Annotated in this window: 18 protein-coding genes and 1 riboswitch; of the genes, 7 read left to right on the forward strand and 11 right to left on the reverse strand. The window is 66.1% G+C overall.

The genetic code is table 11. From position 1 onward, the window contains the following. Nucleotides 1-620: 620 nt before the first annotated feature. The 3 genes from VSX77_RS13855 (at nt 621) to VSX77_RS13865 (ending at nt 4220) form a co-directional block, all read left to right on the forward strand. A complete protein-coding gene (locus VSX77_RS13855; protein ID WP_338425188.1) occupies nt 621-1544 on the forward strand; it encodes an endo alpha-1,4 polygalactosaminidase in 924 nt (307 codons plus the stop codon). A 538-nt stretch (nt 1545-2082) separates the two neighbouring features. Beyond that, on the forward strand, nt 2083-3231 hold the full coding sequence (locus VSX77_RS13860; protein WP_338425189.1) for an acyl-CoA dehydrogenase family protein: 1149 nt from the start codon (nt 2083-2085) through the stop codon (nt 3229-3231). Then, on the forward strand, nt 3231-4220 hold the full coding sequence (locus tag VSX77_RS13865; protein ID WP_338425190.1) for an acyl-CoA dehydrogenase family protein: 990 nt from the start codon (nt 3231-3233) through the stop codon (nt 4218-4220). The genes VSX77_RS13860 and VSX77_RS13865 overlap by 1 nt, the downstream gene beginning before the upstream one ends. Here the strand turns inward: VSX77_RS13865 and VSX77_RS13870 are convergent. The 5 genes from VSX77_RS13870 to VSX77_RS13890 all read right to left on the reverse strand — a co-directional run bounded on the left by VSX77_RS13870 (nt 4209) and on the right by VSX77_RS13890 (nt 10513). After that, a complete protein-coding gene (locus tag VSX77_RS13870) occupies nt 4209-4991 on the reverse strand; it encodes an ABC transporter ATP-binding protein (protein ID WP_338425191.1) in 783 nt (260 codons plus the stop codon). The two genes, VSX77_RS13865 and VSX77_RS13870, sit on opposite strands and share 12 nt — an antisense overlap. Then, complete coding sequence (locus VSX77_RS13875) at nt 4985-5986, reverse strand: FecCD family ABC transporter permease (RefSeq protein WP_338425192.1); 1002 nt, start codon at nt 5984-5986, stop codon at nt 4985-4987. The genes VSX77_RS13870 and VSX77_RS13875 overlap by 7 nt, the downstream gene beginning before the upstream one ends. Beyond that, a complete protein-coding gene (locus VSX77_RS13880; protein ID WP_338425193.1) occupies nt 5983-6843 on the reverse strand; it encodes an ABC transporter substrate-binding protein in 861 nt (286 codons plus the stop codon). The genes VSX77_RS13875 and VSX77_RS13880 overlap by 4 nt, the downstream gene beginning before the upstream one ends. Before the next feature lie 71 nt (nt 6844-6914). Continuing rightward, nucleotides 6915-8768: a TonB-dependent receptor plug domain-containing protein gene (locus tag VSX77_RS13885; protein WP_338425194.1), complete on the reverse strand. Its 1854-nt coding sequence runs from the start codon at nt 8766-8768 to the stop codon at nt 6915-6917. A 175-nt stretch (nt 8769-8943) separates the two neighbouring features. Next, nucleotides 8944-9163: riboswitch (cobalamin riboswitch) on the reverse strand. A 120-nt stretch (nt 9164-9283) separates the two neighbouring features. Next, nucleotides 9284-10513 carry an MFS transporter gene (locus VSX77_RS13890; protein ID WP_338425195.1) on the reverse strand — a complete coding sequence of 410 codons (1230 nt, stop codon included), beginning with the start codon at nt 10511-10513 and terminating at the stop codon, nt 9284-9286. Nucleotides 10514-10710: 197 nt separating this feature from the next. Here VSX77_RS13890 and guaB point away from each other — a divergent pair, with 197 nt between their 5' ends. The 4 genes from guaB to VSX77_RS13910 all read left to right on the forward strand — a co-directional run bounded on the left by guaB (nt 10711) and on the right by VSX77_RS13910 (nt 14587). Beyond that, nucleotides 10711-12168: an IMP dehydrogenase gene (gene guaB, locus VSX77_RS13895; protein ID WP_338425196.1), complete on the forward strand. Its 1458-nt coding sequence runs from the start codon at nt 10711-10713 to the stop codon at nt 12166-12168. A gap of 116 nt (nt 12169-12284) precedes the next feature. After that, the gene (locus VSX77_RS13900) at nt 12285-13475 is read left to right on the forward strand and encodes an RsmB/NOP family class I SAM-dependent RNA methyltransferase (protein WP_338425197.1); all 1191 of its coding nucleotides are present in this window, start codon (nt 12285-12287) and stop codon (nt 13473-13475) included. Between the two features lie 32 nt (nt 13476-13507). Next, nucleotides 13508-14038: a hypothetical protein gene (locus VSX77_RS13905; RefSeq protein ID WP_338425198.1), complete on the forward strand. Its 531-nt coding sequence runs from the start codon at nt 13508-13510 to the stop codon at nt 14036-14038. Nucleotides 14039-14158: 120 nt separating this feature from the next. Further along, nucleotides 14159-14587: a hypothetical protein gene (locus tag VSX77_RS13910; RefSeq protein ID WP_338425199.1), complete on the forward strand. Its 429-nt coding sequence runs from the start codon at nt 14159-14161 to the stop codon at nt 14585-14587. A 344-nt stretch (nt 14588-14931) separates the two neighbouring features. Here VSX77_RS13910 and rsmA read toward each other — a convergent pair whose 3' ends face one another. From rsmA to VSX77_RS13940, 6 genes are all read right to left on the reverse strand, one after another. Next, nucleotides 14932-15771, reverse strand: coding sequence for a 16S rRNA (adenine(1518)-N(6)/adenine(1519)-N(6))-dimethyltransferase RsmA (gene rsmA, locus VSX77_RS13915; protein ID WP_338425200.1), 840 nt, complete (start codon nt 15769-15771; stop codon nt 14932-14934). Next, entirely contained in the window at nt 15768-16787 is a 1020-nt protein-coding gene (pdxA, locus tag VSX77_RS13920) for a 4-hydroxythreonine-4-phosphate dehydrogenase PdxA (protein WP_422397232.1), read from the reverse strand. The genes rsmA and pdxA overlap by 4 nt, the downstream gene beginning before the upstream one ends. Continuing rightward, nucleotides 16787-18127 carry a peptidylprolyl isomerase gene (locus tag VSX77_RS13925; protein WP_338425202.1) on the reverse strand — a complete coding sequence of 447 codons (1341 nt, stop codon included), beginning with the start codon at nt 18125-18127 and terminating at the stop codon, nt 16787-16789. Before VSX77_RS13925 ends, pdxA begins: the two co-directional genes overlap by 1 nt. Nucleotides 18128-18264: 137 nt before the next feature. Continuing rightward, nucleotides 18265-19524 (reverse strand): adenosylmethionine--8-amino-7-oxononanoate transaminase, encoded by a 1260-nt coding sequence (locus VSX77_RS13930; RefSeq protein WP_422397318.1) that lies wholly within the window; start codon nt 19522-19524, stop codon nt 18265-18267. A 92-nt stretch (nt 19525-19616) separates the two neighbouring features. Beyond that, nucleotides 19617-20225, reverse strand: a complete 609-nt coding sequence (bioD, locus tag VSX77_RS13935) for a dethiobiotin synthase (RefSeq protein ID WP_338425204.1) — start codon at nt 20223-20225, stop codon at nt 19617-19619. Then, nucleotides 20222-21358 (reverse strand): 8-amino-7-oxononanoate synthase, encoded by a 1137-nt coding sequence (locus tag VSX77_RS13940; protein ID WP_338425205.1) that lies wholly within the window; start codon nt 21356-21358, stop codon nt 20222-20224. Before VSX77_RS13940 ends, bioD begins: the two co-directional genes overlap by 4 nt. Between the last annotated feature and the right edge of the window lie 12 nt (nt 21359-21370).

Genomic DNA, 21370 nt, shown 5'->3' on the forward strand with positions numbered 1-21370 from the left:
CGATTGAGCACGTCGTCCGCCGTGCAATACCAGTTCGATGTCGTGTTATTCAGACACTCGCCAGCGAGACACCACTGCCTTCGATGGGGCATTCGGGAGACTGAACTTTCCAGCTTCGTGCCCGCGCGGATCGGCGGCGATCGCTTTGGCCAGCGGCAGATGCTCGCGAAGCGGTCTGGCGAACTGATCCTACCCCCCCCTCCACCGCGCAAAATTGGCCCAATATTGAGCAACTTCGGCATCGGCCACCGACGACCCGTTCGCCGGACCGTCTGGTTCGACCATCCGCCGCGCGGCTGTCGCGCGCTCATGGCTATTCGGTAAGATGAGCTCACTCATCGCGAGGCGCGTCGCATGTGGTGGCGAGCGGTGCCTCTCGTTACGAACGACGTGAAAGGGGCGGGGGCCGTCAGCCTGTTTTGAGGAACGGCGGGGTTTGACCGCGCGGCGAACATTGGAAGCGCCCTGCGGCAGTGAGCATGGCGAGCGGTTGTATCGCGCCGACGCGGCGACGCCCGCGCCATTTTTACCGACCGGCTCGGAAAAGCCGTCGGCGCCGCGACGGCGGTCGGGGCCGTTGGGCGGATGGACTGGATATTTCACATAGGAGGTAAGTGACAATGCTCGACACATCGGCGCAATATTGTCTGGGCATCTTCCAGGCCTTTCTGTTTTTCATCGCCGCCTCGGGCGGAACGCCGGAACAAGCGGAACGGTGGCAGCCGACGGCCGACAAGCGTCTCTCGCTCCACTGGGTCTTGGGCGGCCCCCTCAACATCAACAATCCGAAGCAGATGGGACTGCGGGATTTTGCCGGCAACCCGCTTCCCGAGCCCGACATTTACGATATCGACGGCGAGGCCAACAGCGCCGAAACCGTTCGCTTCCTCCACAACCGCGGCAAAAAGGTCATCTGCTACTTCGACGCTGGCGTCTACGAAACCTATCGGGAGGACGCCTATAAATTCCAGGCTCTCACGCCGCAGATTTGGGGCAAGGACGACATTGGCTGGCCCGGCAGCTACTGGCTCGACATCCGCCGGATTTCGGAGCTCGAGCCGATCATGAAAGCGCGCATGCAGATGTGCAAGGACAAGGGGTTCGATGCCGTCGATCCCGACGAGATCAATGGCTGGGAGAACGACACCGGCTTCCCGCTCACTTTTGACGACCAGCTTGCCTACAATCGCGCCCTCGCCGGATGGGCGCATGACCTTGGCCTGTCGATCGGGCAGAAGGGCGATATCTCCCAGACGCGCCAGCTCGCCGACCATTTCGACTTCATGCTGAACGAGGAATGTTTCCAGTATGACGAATGCACCGACCCCTGGGACCCCGTCGCCGGCGAGTTCGTCGTCGGCCTCCAACGCTATGTGGAGCAGAACAAGGCCGTCTTCATCGCCGAATATCGCAACTACAACGCAACGAAATGGGCCAAGATCTGCGCTACGTCGACTGCCCAGCGGTTCAATACCACCCGCTGGAAACTGGGCATGCCGAATAATGGCGGACGGATGCCCTGTTCGACCGCTACGGAATGGTAGGCGATCGACGGGAAAGGGCTCGGTGTCCGAAAGCTGACGGCCTCCAGCCGGCCAACGTCGGGGATCTGGATGGTCTCGCCGAGGTCCGAACAGTCGGCGCCTGATCCCGTCACGGTCTGACGGCACGACGCAGGTTCTCGCTGTCGCTGTCCCCAACTTTCCGGGAGACGGCGGGATGCTCTCTCGTAGCCTTCTATCGCTTCCGACGCCAAAAAGGCCGCGCCAGCGGGGCACGGCCTTTCCGGCATTTATATGCTTCCCCCTCGGCGCATCGGGGTCGCGCGATTCGCCGAAGATCGTGACAAAGAGGAAATAGCCATTCGCACTCCAACGTCAATTGAATTGACGATGGAGTGCGATCCAATTTGGGACAGGCAAAAATGGGGCATCTCAGGTATATGGGGTGCGCGGCGAGCCTGTTGGTTTCCCATGAAACGACCCGCTGACCCTCGACGGCCGACGGATTATCTGGTCCAAAGGCGGAGCATGGTGTCGGCCGGCGCCCAGCGCGTACCGGACCGAAGTCGGGAGAGCAGCCTTGTTCGATACACTGATCCTTGCCGGGCTTCCGCAAGAGGATGAGGCGCTGCGCCTGGCGATCCGCGCGATTGCCGACACGGCAGCGACCGCCCCCGCCGACATCCGCGCGCGCTCCTGGTCGGGGTTCGACCGCGCCTTCTCGCGCCGTCTGGGAGACGCGGGTTTGCTCGGGCTGACTTTGCCCGAGCGGTACGGCGGCGGCGGGCGCGGGCCGTTTGCCCGGTTCGTCGTTGTCGAGGAGCTGTTGTCGGCGGGCGCTCCGGTCGCGGCACACTGGATCGCCGACCGGCAGAGCGCGCCGCTGCTCCTGAACTATGGGACCGAGGCGCAGCGTGAGGCCTTCATCCCCCGCATCTGCCGCGGCGAACTTGTCTTCTGCATCGGCATGAGCGAACCGGGGTCGGGATCGGACCTGGCCAGCGTACGGACGCGCGCCGAACGCACGCCGGCCGGCTGGCGCGTCAACGGCCAGAAAATCTGGACGACCAATGCGATGCACGGCGATTATATGATCGCACTCGTCCGCACATCGGGCAACAGCGACGACCGCCAGCGCGGGCTGTCGCAGCTCATCATCGACCTCAAAGCCCCCGGCGTCACGATCAGGCCAATCGTCGATCTGACCGGCGACGCGCATTTCGCCGAAGTGTTTTTCGAGGATGTCGATCTGCCCGCCGACGCGCTGGTCGGAAACGAAGGCGAGGGGTGGGCGCAGGTGACTGCCGAACTCGCCTTCGAACGCAGCGGCCCCGAGCGCATCTATTCGAGCGTGGTGCTGCTCGATGCCTGGATCGAACATTTGCAAGGCGTCGGCCGCGACGATCCCGCGACGCTCGCGCGCGTCGGCGACTTCACCGCGCGTCTCGCCACCCTTCGCGCAATGTCGATTGCCTGCACCGCGCGGCTGGCGCTCGGCGAAAGCCCGGTGGTCGAGGCATCGCTGGTGAAGGATCTGGGCACCAGCTTCGAACAGGAGCTGCCCGCCGCGATCGGCGACGATCTGGCCAGCCACCCCCACGAGCCGGTCGACGCCGAACTCTATCGAACGCTGCTTTATGTCACGCACATCGCCCCCAGCTTTTCGCTGCGCGGCGGGACGCGCGAAATCCTGCGCGGGATCATCGCGCGCGGAATGGGGCTGCGCTGATGGACTTTTCCGATCTCCTCGAACCCTTCGACCGGATGCTCGAAGCTGCCGCGTCGCCTGCGGCGGTGCGCGCGGTCGAGGGCGGCGGGTCAGCAGATGCGATGTGGGATGCCGCCCAGGCGTCGGGCTTTCTCGACGCGCTCGTCCCCGAAGCGGCCGGCGGCTTTGGGCTTCCCGCGGCGGCGGTGCAGCCCTTGTGGCAGGCGCTTGGCCGCCACGCCGTGCCGCTGCCGGTCGGCGAGACGATGATCGCGCGGGCACTGCTGGCCGACGCGGGCGCGCCGATCCCTGATGGCCCGATCGTGCTTGCGGTCGCCGCGGCGGGACAGGTGGCCGTGGTCCCGTGCGGGCTGGTCGCGCGCCACGCGCTTGTCGAGCAGGGCGGACAAGTCGGGCTGGTCGCACTGGCGCCGGGCATGGCGGCTGCGACCGGCGTTGTCGGCAGCCTGGCGGCGCGGATAAGCTTCCCGCCGCTGAGCCGGGGCTTTGCAGCGCCCCCGGGCGGGCTGCGCGCGCTCGGCGCGCTGCTCCGCGCTGCGCTGATCGCCGGAGCCGCCGACCGACTGGTGACGATGACCACCGTATATGCCAACGAGCGCGTCCAGTTCGGCAAGCCGATCGGGCGGCAGCAGGCGTTGCAGCAGCAGATGGCGGTGATGGCGGAGGAAGCGGTTGCGGCGCGGATCGCGTCGCAGATCGGCTGCGCGGCGGGCCTTCCGCCGTCGCTTGCCGCCGTCGCCACTGCCAAATCGGTTGCCAGCCGCGCTGCGGCGACCATCGCGGCGACGGCGCACGCAGTGCATGGCGCGATCGGGATCAGCGAAGAGCATGACCTTCAGCTTTTCACGCGGCGGCTTCACGAATGGCGACTGGCCGACGGCTCCGAAACATATTGGAACCGCCTGCTCGGCGCGGCGCGGTTGGCGAAGCCGGGGCGCTCGGTCGATTTTGTGCGCGCCGAGCTTCCTTCGGGCCCGTCAGCGGCTTGACGGCGCGCGTCCCAGCGTCGTGATTGCGGGCCACGCCCCGCCGCTGTCGACGCGGGCTTCGATGCCGTAAACCGCGCGCAGCCGCTCGGCCGTCAGCACCTCGGCGGGCGGGCCGTCGGCCACGGCTCGTCCGCCGTCGATCAGCAGCAACCGGTCGCAATAGCGCGCCGCCATGGTGAGGTCGTGCAGCACCGCGATCACTGTCGCGCCCGCCGCGGCTTCGCCGCGCAGCAATTCCATGACGTCGATCTGGTGGCCGGGATCGAGGCTGGCGAGCGGTTCGTCGGCGATCAGTGCCGCGGCCTCGACCGCGAGCGCGCGGGCGAATAGCGCGCGCGCGCGCTCGCCCCCCGACAATTCGGTGGCTACCCGGTCGCGCAGGTCAAGGACGTCGGCGCGCGCCATCGCGCGTTCTATCGCGGCGGCGTCGGCGGCGCTGATCCGCGACATCGGCGCAAGGTGCGGCAGACGGCCGAGCCCGACGAGGCGCTCGACGGTGAGCGGCCAGTGCAATAGCTGGCCCTGCGGCACATAAGCGATGCGACGCGCGAGTTCGGCGCGCAGCATTGTGGCAGCCTCGACGCCATCGACCCGCACCGAGCCGGTGGCCGGGATCAGCGCGAGCAGCGCGCGCACCAGCGTCGACTTGCCCGCGCCGTTCGGGCCGACGATGGCGGTCAGCGTGCCCGGCGCAAAAGTCGCGCTGACGTCGTGCAGCACGGCGCGGCGGCCGAGCGTGACGCCGACCCGATCGAGCGCGAGGGTCACCACAGGCGTCGCTCCCGCATCAGGTGGACCAGAAAGACCGGCACGCCAAGGAAGGCGGTGACGACGCCGAGTTTGAGCTCGTTCGTCGCCGGGATGACGCGCACGCCGATGTCGGCGAGCGTCAATAGCGCCGCGCCGCCGATTGCCGAGGGGAGCAGGATCGCCGACGGGCTGCGGTCGGTGAAGGGACGGATCAGGTGCGGGACGATCAGCCCGACAAAACCGATTGCGCCCGACACCGCGACCGCGCCGCCGACGCCGATTGCGGTGCCCAGCAGCAGCCGCGCGCGCGTGCGCCGCAAGTCGGTGCCCAGCGCCTGCGCGGCATCCTCGCCGAGCGATAGCGCGTCGAGCGCGCGGCCGTTCCACAGCAGCATCGCCATGCCCGCGGCGATGCAGGGGAGCGCGATCCACAGATGGCCGAAAGAGCGGTTCTCGAGACTGCCGAGCAGCCAGGTCATGATCTCCATCGCCGCGAAGGGATTGGGCGACAGGTTGAGCGCGAGGCTGGTCCCCGCGACCGCGAGCGCACTGACCGCGATGCCGGCGAGGATAAGGGTCAGCGGGCTTTCGGCCTTGCCTGCCAGCGAAACGAGAAGCGCGAGCGAGACGAGCGCGCTGCCGGTGGCGAGCAGCGGCAGCATCGCCGGATGCAGCTCGGCGAGCCCGAAATAGAGCGCCGCGACGCCGCCGAGCGCCGCGGCGTTCGATGTGCCGAGCACCGATGGTTCGGCGAGCGGGTTGCGCAAATAGCCCTGCAACGCTGCCCCCGCGAGCCCAAGCATCGCCCCGATGGCGAGTGCGAGCAGGGTGCGCGGCAGGCGCAGCTCAAAGAGGATGATCGAGGCGATCGGGTCACCGCCGCCCGTCGCGGCGGCAAGGAGGCGGCCGGGCGACAGCCCGACGGTGCCGAAGAGCAGCGATGCAACCGCTGCCGCTAGCGTGAGCGCAATGAGCGCGGTCATCAGCGACCAGCGGGGCATGGTGAATCGGCTCATGCGCCGCCGCCGTCGTGCTGCGCGATCTGTGCCGCGATACTGCGCGCCGCGCGCACATAGGCCGGGCCGCCGCACACCGTCCACGCCTGCTGAACGGAGATGCGCGGAATATGCTTGAGCGCCGGATGGTGCAGCATCTCGCTCCCCTGATCGGTGACCGTATCCGTGGCGCTTTCGACGATCAGGAAGTCAGGATCGGCGGCGACGATTTCTTCGAGGCTGACCTGCGCGAGCGGCGGCTTGCCGAGCGTCGCCGCCAGATTGACGAGGCCCACCCGCTTCATGAGATCGTCGACCAGCGTGCCGGTGCCCGTCATATAGCCGCGGCGCTGATAATAGGCCGCAACGCGGCCGCGGCCGGGGCTGGGCAGGGCGGCAAGGTCACGCTGCATGTCGGCAATTAGCGCCGCGCCGCGTTCCGCGTGGCCGACCGCGGCGGCGGTCTGGTGGATGGCGCGATAAATGTCGTCGGGATGGTTGGCGTGGGGTACGTCGAGCAAGGCGTAATGATTACGGGGAAGCGCGACGAGCGGCGCGCTGCCGCTGGCCGGCATTCCGACGACGAGGTCGGGGTTGATTACAAGCAGTTGTTCGGCCGAACCGCGATGCAGCGGGAGGCCGCGCGCGAGCGTCGGCACCGCCGACAGGTCGGGATCGGCGACATTGTGCGTCAAACCCGCGATCTGGCTGCGGTCCGCGAGCGCGAGAAGCAATTGATCGGTGCAGAGGTTCAGCGACATGATGCGCTGCGGCGCGTTGTTCTGGCGAGCGACGCCGCGATCCGCGGGCGCCGCCGACAGCGCGCCCGCGGCGCCGAGCAACGCCGCGCCGATCAGCATCGGCTTGACCACCGTCATGTCGCTATCCCGCTCATACTGTTATCCCGCAGTACGGGCGCTGCCGGCCGTAACCGGCAGCGCCGCGCCATTCAGAACCGCGCCCGCACGCCGCCATAGGCAGCGCGGCCATAGGTGCCATAATTGAACGCCGTCGCATAATCGGCGTCGAACAGATTATCGACGCGGCCATGGACTTCGATCCGCTCGGTTACGGCGAAGGATGCGCGCACCCCGGCGAGCGCATAGCCATCGAGCCGCACCGTGTTGGCGGCATTGTCGAAACTGTCGCCGACCATCGTGATCGTCGCGCCGGTCGACAGGCCGAACGACCAGTCATAATCGGCCGACAGGCTGATCGCATGGTCGGCGCGGCGCGGCAGGCGCTTGCCGTCGAACGCGGGGCGCCCCGACCGGTCGCGCGCGTCGATATAGCTGTAGGACGCGGTGACGTTCAGCGCATCGACGGGGCGCAGCGCCAGCGTCGCTTCGATCCCCTTGGCGCGGGTGCGGTCGATATTGCCATAGGTGAAGGTCGCATTGTCATAATTGATCTGATCGGTCGTGTTGCGCAGGAAGGCGGTGAGCGAGACCAGCGCGCGGCCGTCGGCGAGGCTCTGGTCGATGCCGACGTCATAGCTTTTCGACCGTTCGGGGCGCAGCGCGGCATTGCCGCTGAAGCTGTCGTAAAGTTGATAGAGCGACGGTGCCTTGAACCCTTCGCCATAGCTTATCCGGACATTTGTGGCGCCGCCGTTGGGCGAATAATTGGCGTTGGCGCCAAGCGTTGTGGCGCCGCCGAACTGGCTGTGGTCGTCGTGACGGACGCCGCCGGTCAGCGACAGACCGGTCACCGGCTGAACGATGCCCAGCGCGTAAACGCTGTCGATATTGGCTTTCTGGCTGTCGGTCGAACCGAAACCGAAAAAGTCGTAATCGGGGCGCTCATGCTCGTAACCGAACACCAGCTTCGCGGCGTCGGCGGGTGTGACGACGCCCTGATATTCGAAACGCAGGTTCGTGCCCTTGTAACCATAGTCGGGCGCAGTGCCGCGCACGAAGAAATAATCACGCTCGTTGCGCATCCACGTCACCGCCGCACGGCTGGTGAAGCGGCCGTCGAACAGGCCAAGGTTGAGCCCTGCATAGCCGACATATTGATCTAGCTTGGCGACGTCGGCGCTGTCGGCAGGGGCGCCGAAGAAGCTGTCATAATCGAGGTCGGCGTTGATGTAATAGCCGCGCAGATCAAGGCTCAGCGTATCGCTGAATGCGATTTTCAGCCGCGCGTTGCCCGCGAAATTCTTATAGCCGTCGCGCTCGTTGCCGGCCGCTGCGGACGAAATGCCGTCGGTGCGGAAATATGCGCCGCCGATGCCCCCCGACAACGCCCCGGTGCTGCCCGACAGGTCCGCTTTCGCGTTCACCGTATCGCTGTAGCCATATTCGGCCGACGCGCGCCCGGCGAGGCCTGCTTCGGGCGCCTCGGTCATCAGATTGACCACGCCGCCGATCGCCTGGCTGCCATGCACGACCGAGTTCGATCCGCGCAGCACCTCGATGCGGCGGATGTTGCCCGTCAGCAGGTGGCCAAAATCATAGCCGTCGCCGATACCGCTCGGATCGTTGACCTTGACCCCGTCGATCAACACCAAAGTCTGCGTCGTTTCCGCCCCGCGGATCGATATGCCCGCGGCCGAGCCGGTGCTGCCCGTGCGGTTGAAGCGAACGCCGGGCGTGGTCGCGAGCAGATCGACGACGTCGGTCGTCTGCCGCGTTTCTATCGTATCGGCGTCGATCACGGTGATCGCCTGACCGACCTCGTCCCTCGATTGTTCGATGCCCGATGCGGTGACGACAATGTCGTCCGAACCGGAAACGTCCTGCGCGGCGACGGGCGTCGCTGCTACAAGGGCAAGAAGAGAAATGCTCGAATATTTCAACATGGGAGACTCCCGCACGCCGGCAACGATGGCGGAGCCTGCCGAAACGCACGCGCGATCGACCGATGCCGTGTCGCAAGCGGCGTAAAGCCTGCGGCCCCGGCACCGAAGCGGCTCCAGCCGCTTGGTCGTCGCTCGACGGAATTCTCCGTGCCGCGGCCTTTCCCTGGACCATGGCATTGAGCGACCCACGCCGGCAGGTCTCCTGGCTCGCGGGTCACGGCTTGATGCACGCCTTCCCAGGTTGCCCCAGTGGCTGATCCGAAAGCTTCGGATCGGTGCATCTCGCTCGCCGCTTACAGTTGCAGGGACAGCCTCGGCTTCGGGGGTTCGGCAAGAACCCCGTTACCGCGTTCCCATTTTAAGCCCTTTCGGGCACCGGCGCGATCATGCGCGGGGCAAGCCCCGCACGCGCCGCCCATAGCGGAATGCAGGGCGGGTGCAACGGGGATTTGCGTCAATGATCCTCCCTGCCGCGAAGGCATGGGGGCGGCGGATCAAAGAAGTGCGCCGATCCGTCAGGGCAGCACGCGGCCTTCGTCGCGGCGCGGCATTGGTGCGATAAAGCGCAAAACCAGCGCCGAGAGCAGCAGCCAGCCTGCCGACGCGAGGATCGCGGCAGGGAGCGACGTGAGATCGGCCACCGATCCCATGGCATAGGCGCCAAGCGCCATCGCACCAAAGGTTACCGCCTGATAGATGGACAGGCAGCGGCCAAGGATCTCCTCGGGCGAGCGCAATTGCATCGCGACGTTCAGCGTGGTCAGCGTCGATACCCAGGCAGCGCCCGCGACGAAGGCGGCCGGCAACAGTGCTGCAAGGTTGGTCATCAGCGCAACGGGCAGCATCGCGGCGGCAAAAATCAGCGACGCAGCGGTGATCACGGCGTCGCTTCCCCAGCGGCGGCGCGCTCGCCCAATCCACAGCGCGGCAAAGATCGATCCGGCGCCGAAGGCGGCGAGGCAAAGACCATAGATGATTTCGGTCCCGGCAAGTCGATCGCGGACGAGCGAGGGGAGCAGCGCCTGAAACCCCGCCGCGCCGAAACCGAAGGCGAACCCGCGGACCAGCACGCGGCGCACCGGGTTCGAATGCATGCAGAAGCGCAGGCCTGCGGCGATCGCCGACAGCATGGGCGTGCGGCGCGGTGGCACGGTTTCGGGATGCCAGCGGAGCAGGACGACGATCAGCGCGACATAGCTCAGCGCATTGAGCCCAAAAGCGGCGGCAGTGCCGACGATCGAGATCAGGAGGCCGCCGAGCGCCGGCCCGACGCTGCGCGCGAGGTTGAAGGCAATCGTATTGAGCGCGATCGCCTGCGGCAGATCCTTTGGCCCGACCTGTAGTCGCACCGATGCCTGCCATGCCGGACCGTTGAGCGCGGTGCCGCACCCGACCGCGAGCGTAAAGAACAGGAGCGTGAGCGGTGTGATGGCGTTGAGATAAGTGGCCAGCGTCAAGGCGGCCGAGGCGATCAGCATCGCCGTTTGCGCCGCGAGCATCACCCGCCGCCGGTCGAAATTGTCGGCAATCGCGCCGGCAAAAATACCCAGCAGCATGACAGGGATCGTCGTTCCCGCCTGCACCAGCGCGATCAGAAGGTGCGAGCCGGTGAGATCGGTCATCAGCCACGCCGCGGCGACCGACTGAACCATCGAGCCCATGTTCGATGCGAGGTTGGCGATCCAGATCGCCCGAAAGGCAGGGTAGCGAAAGGGCGCGAACGCGGAGGGCGGTTCAGGGCTCACAGAACGCGCCTACTGGTCCCTCTTTAAGCCCGCAAGTCAGTCGTCGGATAACCGGAGCGGCGCCGCGAAATAATCGGTCGCCGCCCACTGGCGCGCGCGGGCGCGACTGGTTACATGGGCCGCCACCAATTGATTCGCGCGTGCCGCCCCCGATTGCGCGGGGTTTGAGCACCGCCCGCAGCAGAAAGTGGCGACCCATGGAAATCATCACCGGCCTGACCTTCGACGATGTGCTGCTGGTGCCCGGCGCGTCGGACATTCTGCCGTCGGATGCCAATCTGTCGACCCAGCTGACCAGCGAGATCAGCCTCAACATCCCGATCCTGTCGTCGGCGATGGACACGGTGACCGAAGCCGACATGGCGATCCTGATGGCGCAGATCGGCGGCATCGGCGTCCTTCACCGCAATCTGACGGTCGAGGAACAGGCGGCCGCGGTGCGGCAGGTCAAGCGCTTCGAAAGCGGGATGATCGTCAACCCGATCACCATCACGCCCGACGCGCCGCTGTCCTACGCCACCGCGCTGATGGACCAGCACCGGATTTCGGGCATTCCGGTTGTCGAGACGGGCGGCAAGCTCGTCGGCATCCTGACGCATCGCGACGTCCGCTTCGCCGACAATCCGGGGCAGCCGGTGCGCGAACTGATGACCGCCGAAAACCTTGCGACGGTGCGCCCCGGTGTCGGGCAGGACGAGGCGCGCAAGCTGCTGCACCAGCGGCGCATCGAAAAGCTGCTCGTCGTCGACGACGATTATCACTGTATCGGCCTGATTACCGTCAAGGACATGGAAAAGGCGGTAAATTTCCCCGACGCGACGAAGGATGCCAGCGGGCGCCTGCGCGTTGCCGCCGCCACGAACACGGGCGATACTGGGGTCGTGCGTGCCGAGGCGCTGCTCGAGGCCGAATGCGACCTGATCGTCGTCGACACCGCGCACGGGCACAGCAGGGGTGTCGGCCAGACGGTCGAACGCATCAAGAAATTGTCGAACCGGGTGCAGGTGCTTGCGGGCAATGTCGCGACGGGCGAAGCGACCAGGGCGCTGATCGATTGCGGCGCGGACGGGGTGAAAGTTGGCATCGGCCCCGGCTCGATCTGCACCACGCGCGTTGTCGCAGGCGTTGGCGTGCCGCAGCTGACCGCGATCCTCGACAGCGTCGAGGCGGCGGCGAAGCTGGGCGTGCCGGTGATCGCCGACGGCGGCCTGCGCACCTCGGGCGACATTGCCAAGGCTTTGGCCGCGGGCGCATCAAGCGTGATGGTCGGCTCGCTGCTCGCGGGCACGGCCGAGGCGCCGGGCGAAACCTTCCTGTTCCAGGGGCGCACCTATAAAAGCTATCGCGGCATGGGCAGCGTCGGCGCGATGGCGCGCGGCTCGGCCGACCGCTATTTCCAGCAGGACATCAAGGATCAGATGAAGCTGGTTCCCGAAGGGATCGAGGGCCAGGTGCCGTTCAAAGGCCCCGCCAAGGATGTGATCCACCAGCTTGTCGGCGGGGTGAAGGCGGCGATGGGCTACACCGGCAGCCGGACGCTGAAAGATCTGCGCGAGCGCGCGAAATTCGTGCGCATCACCAATGCAGGGCTGCGCGAAAGCCATGTCCATGACGTCGCGATCACGCGGGAGGCGCCGAATTATCCGGCGGGTTGAGGTGTTCCGTCATTGCGAGGAGCGAAGCGACGAAGCAATCCCCAGCGAGCGCCCATCCAGGTCGTTAGCTGGAGATTGCTTCGCTTCGCTCGCAATGACGCACTAGGAAGACTTTAATGACCCCCGCCGCGCGCATCCAGACCGCGATCGAAATCCTCGACGCCATCGCCGCGGCCGCGCGCGAGGGCGGGGCGCCTGCGGACGCAATCATCGCCGACGCGATGCGCGCGCGCCGCTATGCGGGGTCAAAGGACCGCCGCGCGATCCGCGCGCTCGCCTACGACGCCATCCGCGCCGTGCGCTCGGCGCCCGAATCGGGCCGCGCGGCGATGCTCGCGCTTGCCGATGCGCAGCCCGATCTTGCCGCGCTGTTCGACGGTTCGGCCTATGGCCCGGCGCCGATCGCCGCCGACGAGCCGCGCGCGCAGACGGGCGTTGCCGCCGGGGCGCTGATGGACCTCTTCGACCCGCTCGTCGGTGAAGGGGAGTATGACGCCTTGCTGGCGCGCGCGCCGCTCGATCTGCGCGCCAACCGGATCAAGGCTGCAGTCGATAATCTTGCCACGCTGTTTCCCGAAGCCGCGCCCATCCCCGGGACGTCCGACGGATGGCGCCTGCCGCCCGAAACCGCGGCGGTTCAGCACCCGGCCTATACCGAAGGCGCGTTCGAGGTGCAGGACGCCGCAAGCCAATATGCGTCGGCGGCGCTGGACGCCGCGCGCGGCCAGGCGATCGTCGATCTTTGCGCGGGCGGCGGCGGCAAGACGCTCGCCATCGCCTCGCTGACCGCGAACGATGCGGACATCCTGGCGTGCGACACAAACCGCGCGCGGCTTCAGCAACTCCCGCCGCGCGCCGAACGCGCGGGCGCGACGCGGATCGAAACGCGGTTGCTCAATCCGGGTCAGGAAGTCGCGATGCTTGCCGACTGGCAGGGGAGGGCGGATCGCGTCTTCGTCGACGCGCCGTGTTCGGGCAGCGGCACCTGGCGCCGCAGCCCCGAACTTCGCTGGCGGCTCACTCCCGCTCGGCTCGAAAGCCATCTTGCCGACCAGGCGAAGCTGATCGACATCGGCGCCGATCTTGTGGCGCCCGGCGGCAAACTCCTTTATGCCGTCTGTTCGATTATCGCGCGCGAGGGGCGGGCACAGGTGGATGAATTTCTGAACCGGAACGCCGGATGGACGGCGGACGTCGGCTATCTTCCCGCGGGTATCGGACGCGCCGCGGGTGCGGGTTTTCTGCTGACCCCGGCGCACGACGGCTGCGACGGATTTTTTCTCGCACGGCTGACATCGCCATGTTAGCATCCCCCTCAATCAAGCGATGGGAGAATGCGATGCGCATCAGTTTACTGGCCCTTGGCGCCGGTCTTGTCCTGGCCAGCCTGCCGACCGCCTCCGATGCCCAACGCGCCGACAACGACATCCTCCCGCGCTCGATCGCGCTACAGGCGGAGGGGCAGCAGGCGCAGGAAGCAGGCGACCTGAACCTTGCGATCGACTATTATGAATCGGCGCTCGCGGCCGACCCGCGCAACCGGTCGGCGATCATCGCGCTGGCGCAGGTCGCACGCGCGCAGGGTCTGCCCGGCAAGGCGATCGGCCTATATCGCGAAGCGCAGATTCTGGAGCCCAACGACATTGTCGCGCTGACGGGCGAGGGCGAAGCGCTTGCCGACAAGGGCGCGCTCGAACTGGCGCGCGAAAAGCTCGCTGAGGCTGCGCGGGTCTGTCAGGGTAAATGCCCGCAGGTTGTAGCACTGGAAAAAACGATCGCTTCGAGCGCGTCGAAGCGCGTCGTTGCCGCCGAAGCGCTGGTGCCGAAGCCGGTGGTCGCCACGGTAAAGCCCGCCAGCGGCCAGAATTGATCAGCGCACCTGCGAAGGTTGCTCGGCCCAGGTGTATTCGGAAGGGCGGATAGCGACCGATTGTCGGCTTCCCAACAACCTGCCAAGCTCGACTCAAGGTAAATTTGGAGTGCCTGACCGATGATTGGTTCAATTCTAGTGGCCGTAGTGGCCGCGGCTGCTCCAGTTTCGGCGCACCGCGACGACGAGGCGGTGATGCGCACTTTTCTCGCAGCATTGGTCGCTGGCAACTCGGACCATCTTGAAAAGAACGTTCATGTTGAGCTGCGATACGATGCCGAGTTTCGCGCTCGGCACACGCCTGGACAGTTAGAAACCACCGCCCATGCAGTCATAGAGAAAACGAAGGATTGCGATGTAGGCGCAGTGATACGCGGCGTCGGGTCGCTGAACTATACAGTTAACTGGTGGTGCAAATATCGCGATGAAGCCGAGGGCTCTCCGCTCGAAGGAGCGGCAGCGGTTTTCCGCGTTAGAAAGGGATTGGTCGAGGTCAGCAATTTTAGCTGGCAGCAACCTTATGCGGTGTGGCCGAGAACGTCGAATTGAAGACTAGGCGTTCGCTCGTATACTGTTCAATGGCATCATGATCGCCAGCCAACGACGAGGACTATATCCGCTTTCCACCCCAAAGCCGACGTTCACCGCAAAAAAACGCTGTCCTACATGATCCGACTGTGCCAGCGTTCACCCCGCTCTTTCAATGTGGACAAAAGCGATTGCCGCCGCCGGAGGTCGACAAATCGCGAAAGGCTGACTTTTACTGACCTTTGAGCAGATTTCGCGCCTCGTGCGCGATGGCGCCCGCGCAAGGCTGATCTTTCCTGACCTTTGGGATGTTTCCGCAACTTTTTGCCTCTGACTTCGCGGCGGCCGACCACCTCCCGGGCGACTCAGCGACCCAGCGCGCGGGCCAACGCCATCCACTCGCCGACGCTCACCGTTTCGGCGCGGCGCGTCGGGTCGATTCCCAGCATTTCCGCGGCCGCAACCGCGCCATCGACGCCTTTCAGGCTCTGCCGCAGCATCTTGCGCCGCTGGCCAAAGCCCTTTTCGGTGAGGCGCGACAGGAGGCGCGGGTCAATGCCTTTGGGCTGTTCGGCGGGCGTCACATGGACGATCGCCGACATGACCTTGGGCGGCGGAGTGAAGGCCGAGCGATGTACCTTCATTGCGATCTTCGTATTGGCACGCCACTGCGCGAGCACGGCGAGCCGGCCATAGGCGTTGGTGCCCACCGGCGCGACGATGCGTTCGGCGACCTCGAGCTGGAACATCAGCGTCAGCGACAGCCAGCGCGGCGGCCACTCCATCGGCTCCAGCCAGCGCGTAAATAGCGCGGTCCCGACATTATAGGGCAGGTTGGCGACGATATGATAAGGCTCGCCGCCGGTTACGGCATCTACATCGACTGCCATCGCATCGTCGGCGATGACCGTCAGCTGCGCCGGAAACGCCTCCGCCAGCTCGGCAAGCAGGGGCAGGCAGCGATCGTCGCGCTCGACCGCGATGACCTTTGCGCCCGCGCGGAGCAGCGCGCGCGTCAGGCCGCCCGGACCAGGGCCCACTTCAAACACCGTCGCCCCGTTAAGATCGCCGGGGATCGCGGCGATGCGGTCGAGCAATTGCTCGTCGAACAGGAAATTCTGCCCCAGCGCCTTGCTCGCCGACAGGCCGTGAGCGCGCACCGTTTCGCGCAGCGGCGGCAGCGGCGTCTTCGGTTGCAGGGTCACTTCGCCGGGGCGCAGCTACGTTCGCGCGCCGCCGCCATGCGCGCGGCCATGGCTATCGCGGCGATGGTCGGGCCGGGATCGGCGCGGCCGGTGCCCGCGATATTGAACGCCGTGCCATGGTCGGGTGAGGTGCGGATGATCGGCAGCCCCAGTGTCAGATTGACGCCGTCATGAAAATGCAGCGCCTTGAACGGCGCCAGCGCCTGATCGTGATAACAGCAGAGCACGGCGTCATAGCGGTCGCGGATGCCCGGCGCGAACAGGGCATCGGCGGCGGCGGGGCCGTCGATGACGAGACCCTCGTCCGCGAGCTGCGCGACCGCGGGCTGCATGATGCGGATTTCCTCGTCGCCCAGCTGGCCGCTTTCCCCGGCATGGGGGTTCAGCCCGGCGAGCGCGATCCGTGGCGCCTCGATCCCGAAATCGCGGCGCAGCCCGCGCGCGACGATCCGGGCCTTGGCAATGATAAGGTCGCTCGTCAGTCGCTCGGGAACCTCGGCGAGCGGAATATGGGCCGTCAGCGGAACGACGCGCAGCGACGGTCCCGCGAGCATCATCACCGCGTTGGTCGCGGTGACGCCGCAGCGCTCGGCAATGAATTCGGTCTGCCCGGGATGCGTATAGCCGATGCCGTGCAGCGCGTGTTTCGAAACGGATCCGGTGACGAGCGCCGCGCTCGCCTGGTTGCGCGTCAGCCCAATGCCCGTTTCGAGCGCATGCAGCGCGCACGTCGCACCTGCCGCAGTCGGCGATCCGGGGGTCAGCGGGCCGCTGTCTTCCAGATGCCAGACGGGCAGCGCCCCGGCAAAGGTGCGGCCCACCTCTTCCATGTCGCCGACCCGGGCGACCGGGCCGTCCCAGACCGCCTCGATCGCGGCGATGTCGCCGATGGCGACGAAAGGCGGCAAATCATGGTCGCGGCGCGCGGCCCAGGCTCGCGCGGTAACTTCGGGGCCGACGCCCGCCGGGTCGCCCATGGTGACCGCGATCGGGCGCCGAAGGTCGCTCATCGGCATCAGCTATATTCGATCACCGCGTCGCGGCGCAGGTCGCGCAAGTAGCGCTGGGCGCGCTTGTTGACCTTGTCTTCCAGCAATTTCGCCTCGATCTGCTCGACATTCGGCGCGGTCGCCGTCTCCGGCATGTCGCGGCCGCAGAGAACCAGAACGCTGACGCCCTCGTTCGCGGCGCCGAACGGCTGCGTCGTCTGGCCGATCTGCAGATTGACCAGCGTCGATTGAAGCGGAGCAGGCAGTACGCGCATCGCGATATTGTCGCGCGAGACCACGCTGGCCCCCAATTGCTGCGCCACCGTGTCGGCAGCGCCGCAACCGGCGATCGTGCGTGTCGCCTCGGCAAACTTTGCGGCGAGTTCGGACGCCCGTGCCTCAGTCGTTCCGGCCGGGAAATCGAGCGAAATCTGCTTCAGACTGAGAACGGCGTCGCGCGGATCGGCGGTCAATACCTGTCTCCGGTCGATCAGCAACATGATCGAAACGCCGCCGGGTACTTCGATCGGCCCGACGAGCTGGCCGGGCTGCATCTGCGTGGCGGCTTCGCCCATCGACGCGGGAAGCTGCGCCGCCTTCACCCAGCCGAGGTCGCCGCCGACAACCGCGGTCGAGGCTTCCGAAAACTGGCGTGCATAGGCAGCAAAGCTGCCGCCTGCCTGTAACGCCTGGATGATTTTCTGGGCATTTTGGGTAACGGCGGCAATATTGTCGGGGGTTGCGGACAGATAGATTTCACCGAGATGAAATTCGTCCTGACCTTTTGAGGCTTCCATCTGCTTGACGATAAGATCGACCTCTTCCGTCGAAACATTGGTCGTCGATTGAATGTTGCGCGACAGCAACCGGTCCCAGGCAAATTCGCCGCGAATCTGCTGCTTCACCGCAGCCGCCGACGACCCCTTGGACGCCAGATAGGTGGCGAACTGTTCGGGCGTCTGTTTGAAGCGCGTGGCGAGGCGGGCGAACTGCGCATCCACGACATTTTCATCGATGGTGATGTCGGCGGCGCGCGCCGCCTGGATTTGCAATTTTTCGTCGATCAGGTTGCTGAACACCTGATTGCGCAGCCGCTGTTCCTCTTCCGGAGGCAGTTTGACATCATTGTTGGCGATGCGGATCAGCGCCATCCGTTGTTCGATGTCGGTGGCGGTGATGATCTCGCCGTTGACGGTGGCCGAGGGGCGATAGACATTGGACCGGCTGTCGCCGTAAAGCTGCACATTGCCCGGAATTGTGAGGCTGGTAGTCGGAACTTCGGTGTCGGCGACGGTCTGCGCGAGCACCGGAGTAATGCCGGCGGCCGCCAGCGCGATCAGCCCGGTCATGGTCGAAAATTTGGTCATCTTTACCCTATTCGAAAAGCTCCGGACGCTCCGTATCAGCGGATACGCCCGATGGTCCAGCGCAATCCGCCATCGGCGCCATTTGTCTTGCGGCCGATAGCGGGACCACGCTGAACCTAGGCTGAGCGGGGCGCGCGTCAGACGCTATCGAGCGATGCCGCGATCGCATCCCATATCTGCGCCAGTTCCTGCGCGTCGGTGCAATAGGGCGGCATCACATAGATAGTGTTGCCGAGCGGACGAAGGAGGACGCCCTGATCGCGACAAACGGCAGCGAGCCGGGGGGCGAGACTAGAAAGATAGCCTGAATCGGGCACCACCACGTCGACCGCGGCGATCGTGCCGAGGCGACGGGGGTCGCCGACGCGCGGATGGTGCGAAAGGAGTGCGAGATGAGCGGCCTGTGCTTCTGCCAGCGTGTCGATGCGCTGCTGCACCGGCTCGTCGCGCCAGATGGCGAGATTCGCGTTCGCCGCGGCACAGGCGATCGGGTTCGCGGTATAGCTCGACGAATGATAAAAGGTCTTGCTGCGATCGGTGGAAAGATGCGCGGTGAAAACCGGCTCGATGCACAGCGTCACGGCGAGCGGGAGCGAACCGCCCGTAAGCCCCTTCGACAGGCAGAGGATGTCGGGGATCACTCCCGCCTGGTCGCACGCGAAGCGCGTGCCGGTGCGGCCCCAGCCGGTCATGACCTCGTCGGCGATGAACAGGACGCCGTAGTGTGCGCAAATCGCGCGCATTTCGGCGAGCACCCACGCCGGATAGATCAGCATCCCGCCCGCCCCGAGGATCAGCGGTTCGACGATGAAGGCGGCAGGCCTGGCAGCGCAGGCGGCCTCCAATGCGTCGAGCGTGCTCTGTTCCATACCTTTGTGCGGGAAGGGGATCGAGCCGACGTCGAAGAGCAGGGGTTGCCAAGCGCGGTTATAGACACCGCGTTCGCCCACCGACATCGTTCCGATGGTATCGCCGTGATAGCCATGTTCGAGAACGAGGATGCGGCTTCGCGCCTCGCCGATGTTGAACCAGTAGCCGAGCGCCATCTTCAAGGCGACCTCGACGCTGGTCGAACCGGAGTCCGAGAAGAAGACGCGGGTGAGCTGATCGGGAGTGATGCGGATCAGTTCGGCGGCGAGTGTCTCGGCGGGTTCGTGCGTCCAGCCCGCGAAAATGATCTGGTCGAGCTTTTCAGCCTGTTCGCGGATCGCGGCCATGATGCGCGGGTGCGCGTGGCCGTGGGTGGTGACCCACCAGCTGGAAATGGCATCGATCCAGCTGTTGCCACTGGCGTCATAAAGGCGCGCACCGTCGCTGCGGGCGATCAGCGGGATCGGATCGCCCAGGCCATGCTGGGTGAAGGGGTGCCAGATGGGGGAATGGGCTGCCATCTCGATTTCCGTTTGTGCTGAGCTTGTCGAAGCACCGTTTTTTCCATCCTTCAAAATGAGGACGGCCCTTTGACAAGCTCAGGGCGAACGGCTTTGGATTAGATGAAATCTGCCGGATCGAAGTTCGCGCTGAACGCGGCGGCGAGCGTTTCGGGCGTCAGCGGGTCGATGACAGGCAGCCGCCCCAACCGGCGTACCCCGCCGATGTCGCAGATGATCGCTTCGCTGTCCTCTACCGCGTCGCCCAGGAAGGCGAGGCCGTGGATGGGGACTTTGCGGCTCCTGAGCGCTTCGATAGTCAGCAGGCTATGGTTGATCGTGCCGAGCGCGGTGCGAGCGCAGACGATGACGGGTATCTGCCACGTGGCGAACAGGTCGGCGTAAAGGGTCGTTCGGGTGACCGGAACCAGCGCGCCGCCCGCGCCCTCGACGATCAATTCGCCTGAAGGCGGGGTCAGCCTTTCGATGTCGATGGTGATGCCGTCAATTTCGGCCGCGCGATGTGGCGAGGCGGGGGTGACGAGGCGGTACGCTTCCGGCAGCACCGGCACATCGGCGAGGCGCGCGACGGCTTCGCTGTCGGTTTCGTCTTCAAGACCCGACTGGACAGGTTTCCAATAGGGCGTCCGCGTCGCGCCTGCCAAAGCGGCGGAAAAGACGGTCTTCCCGATCCCGGTGTCGGTGCCCGTAACCACGAAACGTGTCATGCTGCGGCCATGGCTTCGGCAAGGGTGTCGGCCATGTCGTCGATGTCGGCTTCGTCGACATTGAGCGTAATCGCGATGCGGAGGCGCGCCGTGCCTTGGGCGACGGTCGGCGGACGGATACCGCGGATGTCGAAGCCGGCTTCGCGCAAGCTTCCCGCAACACGCATCGTGCGGTCGTTGTCGCCGATGATCACAGGCAGGATCTGGGTTCCGCTGGCGGGAATGCCGAGCGGGACAAGCCGTTCGGCGGCATGGCGGACGAGCGCGTGGAGGCGTGCCTGGCGCTCGGGTTCGTTCGCGACGATCTCGATCGCCTGACGGACGAGCCACGCGATCAGCGGCGACGGCGCGGTCGAAAAAATGAAGGGGCGGCCGCGGTTGACAAGGAAATCGGTGGCGACCGCGGGGGCGCAGAGAAGGGCGCCTTCGACCCCCAAGGCCTTGCCGCAGGTGTGGAGGGTGACGAGGTTGTCGCGGCGCGGCAGGGCGTGTGCGAGGCCGGCGCCGCCGGGTCCGAAAACGCCGGTTGCGTGCGCTTCGTCGACGACGAGTATGGCGTCGTGACGGTCGGCGACATCGGCGAGCTGGGCGAGCGGGGCGCGGTCGCCGTCCATGCTGTAGAGGCTTTCGACGGCGATCCACGGCGTTCCGGCACCGCCGCCCGCGCGCCAGCGGACGATGATGTCCTCGAACGTCTGCACGTCGTTGTGGGTCGCGGCGACATGCCCGGCGCGGCCGAGCTTCATTCCGTCGTGCGCGCTGGCGTGGATCAGCTCGTCGTGGACGACGAGGTCGCCGCGCTGGGGCAATGTCGCGAACAGCGCGGCGTTGGCGGCGAAGCCGGTGGAGAAAAACAAGGCGGCCTCGCTGCCATAATGGCGCGCGGCGTGTGTTTCGAGCGCCTCATGCTCGGCGTGATTGCCACGGAGCAGGCGTGATCCGCCCGATCCGGCAGGAAGGCCGCGTTCGAGGCCTGCGGCGAGCGCGCTGCGCAGGACGTCGGAATTGGCGAGACCGAGATAGTCGTTCGACGCAAAATCGCGCCCGGTGCGCGGCGCGAGAGTGCGGCGGCGGCTTTGGGCCGCGAGCGCGGCCAAATCCTTGCGGTGGGTGTCGAAGGGAGAGTTCGGCATGCCTATCTCATT

Source organism: Sphingopyxis sp. TUF1 (assembly GCF_036687315.1).
Classification (GTDB): Bacteria; Pseudomonadota; Alphaproteobacteria; order Sphingomonadales; family Sphingomonadaceae; genus Sphingopyxis; species Sphingopyxis kveilinensis.

Excerpts from the sequence above, each read along its gene's own strand:
- VSX77_RS13885 (WP_338425194.1), bottom strand. The coding sequence starts at position 8,768 with ATGTTGAAATATTCGAGCATTTCTCTTCTTGCCCTTGTAGCAGCGACG.
- bioD (WP_338425204.1), bottom strand. The coding sequence starts at position 20,225 with ATGACACGTTTCGTGGTTACGGGCACCGACACCGGGATCGGGAAGACC.
- VSX77_RS13900 (WP_338425197.1), top strand. The coding sequence starts at position 12,285 with ATGACCCCCGCCGCGCGCATCCAGACCGCGATCGAAATCCTCGACGCC.
- VSX77_RS13910 (WP_338425199.1), top strand. The coding sequence starts at position 14,159 with ATGATTGGTTCAATTCTAGTGGCCGTAGTGGCCGCGGCTGCTCCAGTT.
- guaB (WP_338425196.1), top strand. The coding sequence starts at position 10,711 with ATGGAAATCATCACCGGCCTGACCTTCGACGATGTGCTGCTGGTGCCC.
- VSX77_RS13925 (WP_338425202.1), bottom strand. The coding sequence starts at position 18,127 with ATGACCAAATTTTCGACCATGACCGGGCTGATCGCGCTGGCGGCCGCC.
- VSX77_RS13940 (WP_338425205.1), bottom strand. The coding sequence starts at position 21,358 with ATGCCGAACTCTCCCTTCGACACCCACCGCAAGGATTTGGCCGCGCTC.
- VSX77_RS13875 (WP_338425192.1), bottom strand. The coding sequence starts at position 5,986 with ATGAGCCGATTCACCATGCCCCGCTGGTCGCTGATGACCGCGCTCATT.
- VSX77_RS13855 (WP_338425188.1), top strand. The coding sequence starts at position 621 with ATGCTCGACACATCGGCGCAATATTGTCTGGGCATCTTCCAGGCCTTT.
- VSX77_RS13905 (WP_338425198.1), top strand. The coding sequence starts at position 13,508 with ATGCGCATCAGTTTACTGGCCCTTGGCGCCGGTCTTGTCCTGGCCAGC.
- VSX77_RS13865 (WP_338425190.1), top strand. The coding sequence starts at position 3,231 with ATGGACTTTTCCGATCTCCTCGAACCCTTCGACCGGATGCTCGAAGCT.
- pdxA (WP_422397232.1), bottom strand. The coding sequence starts at position 16,787 with ATGCCGATGAGCGACCTTCGGCGCCCGATCGCGGTCACCATGGGCGAC.
- VSX77_RS13880 (WP_338425193.1), bottom strand. The coding sequence starts at position 6,843 with ATGACGGTGGTCAAGCCGATGCTGATCGGCGCGGCGTTGCTCGGCGCC.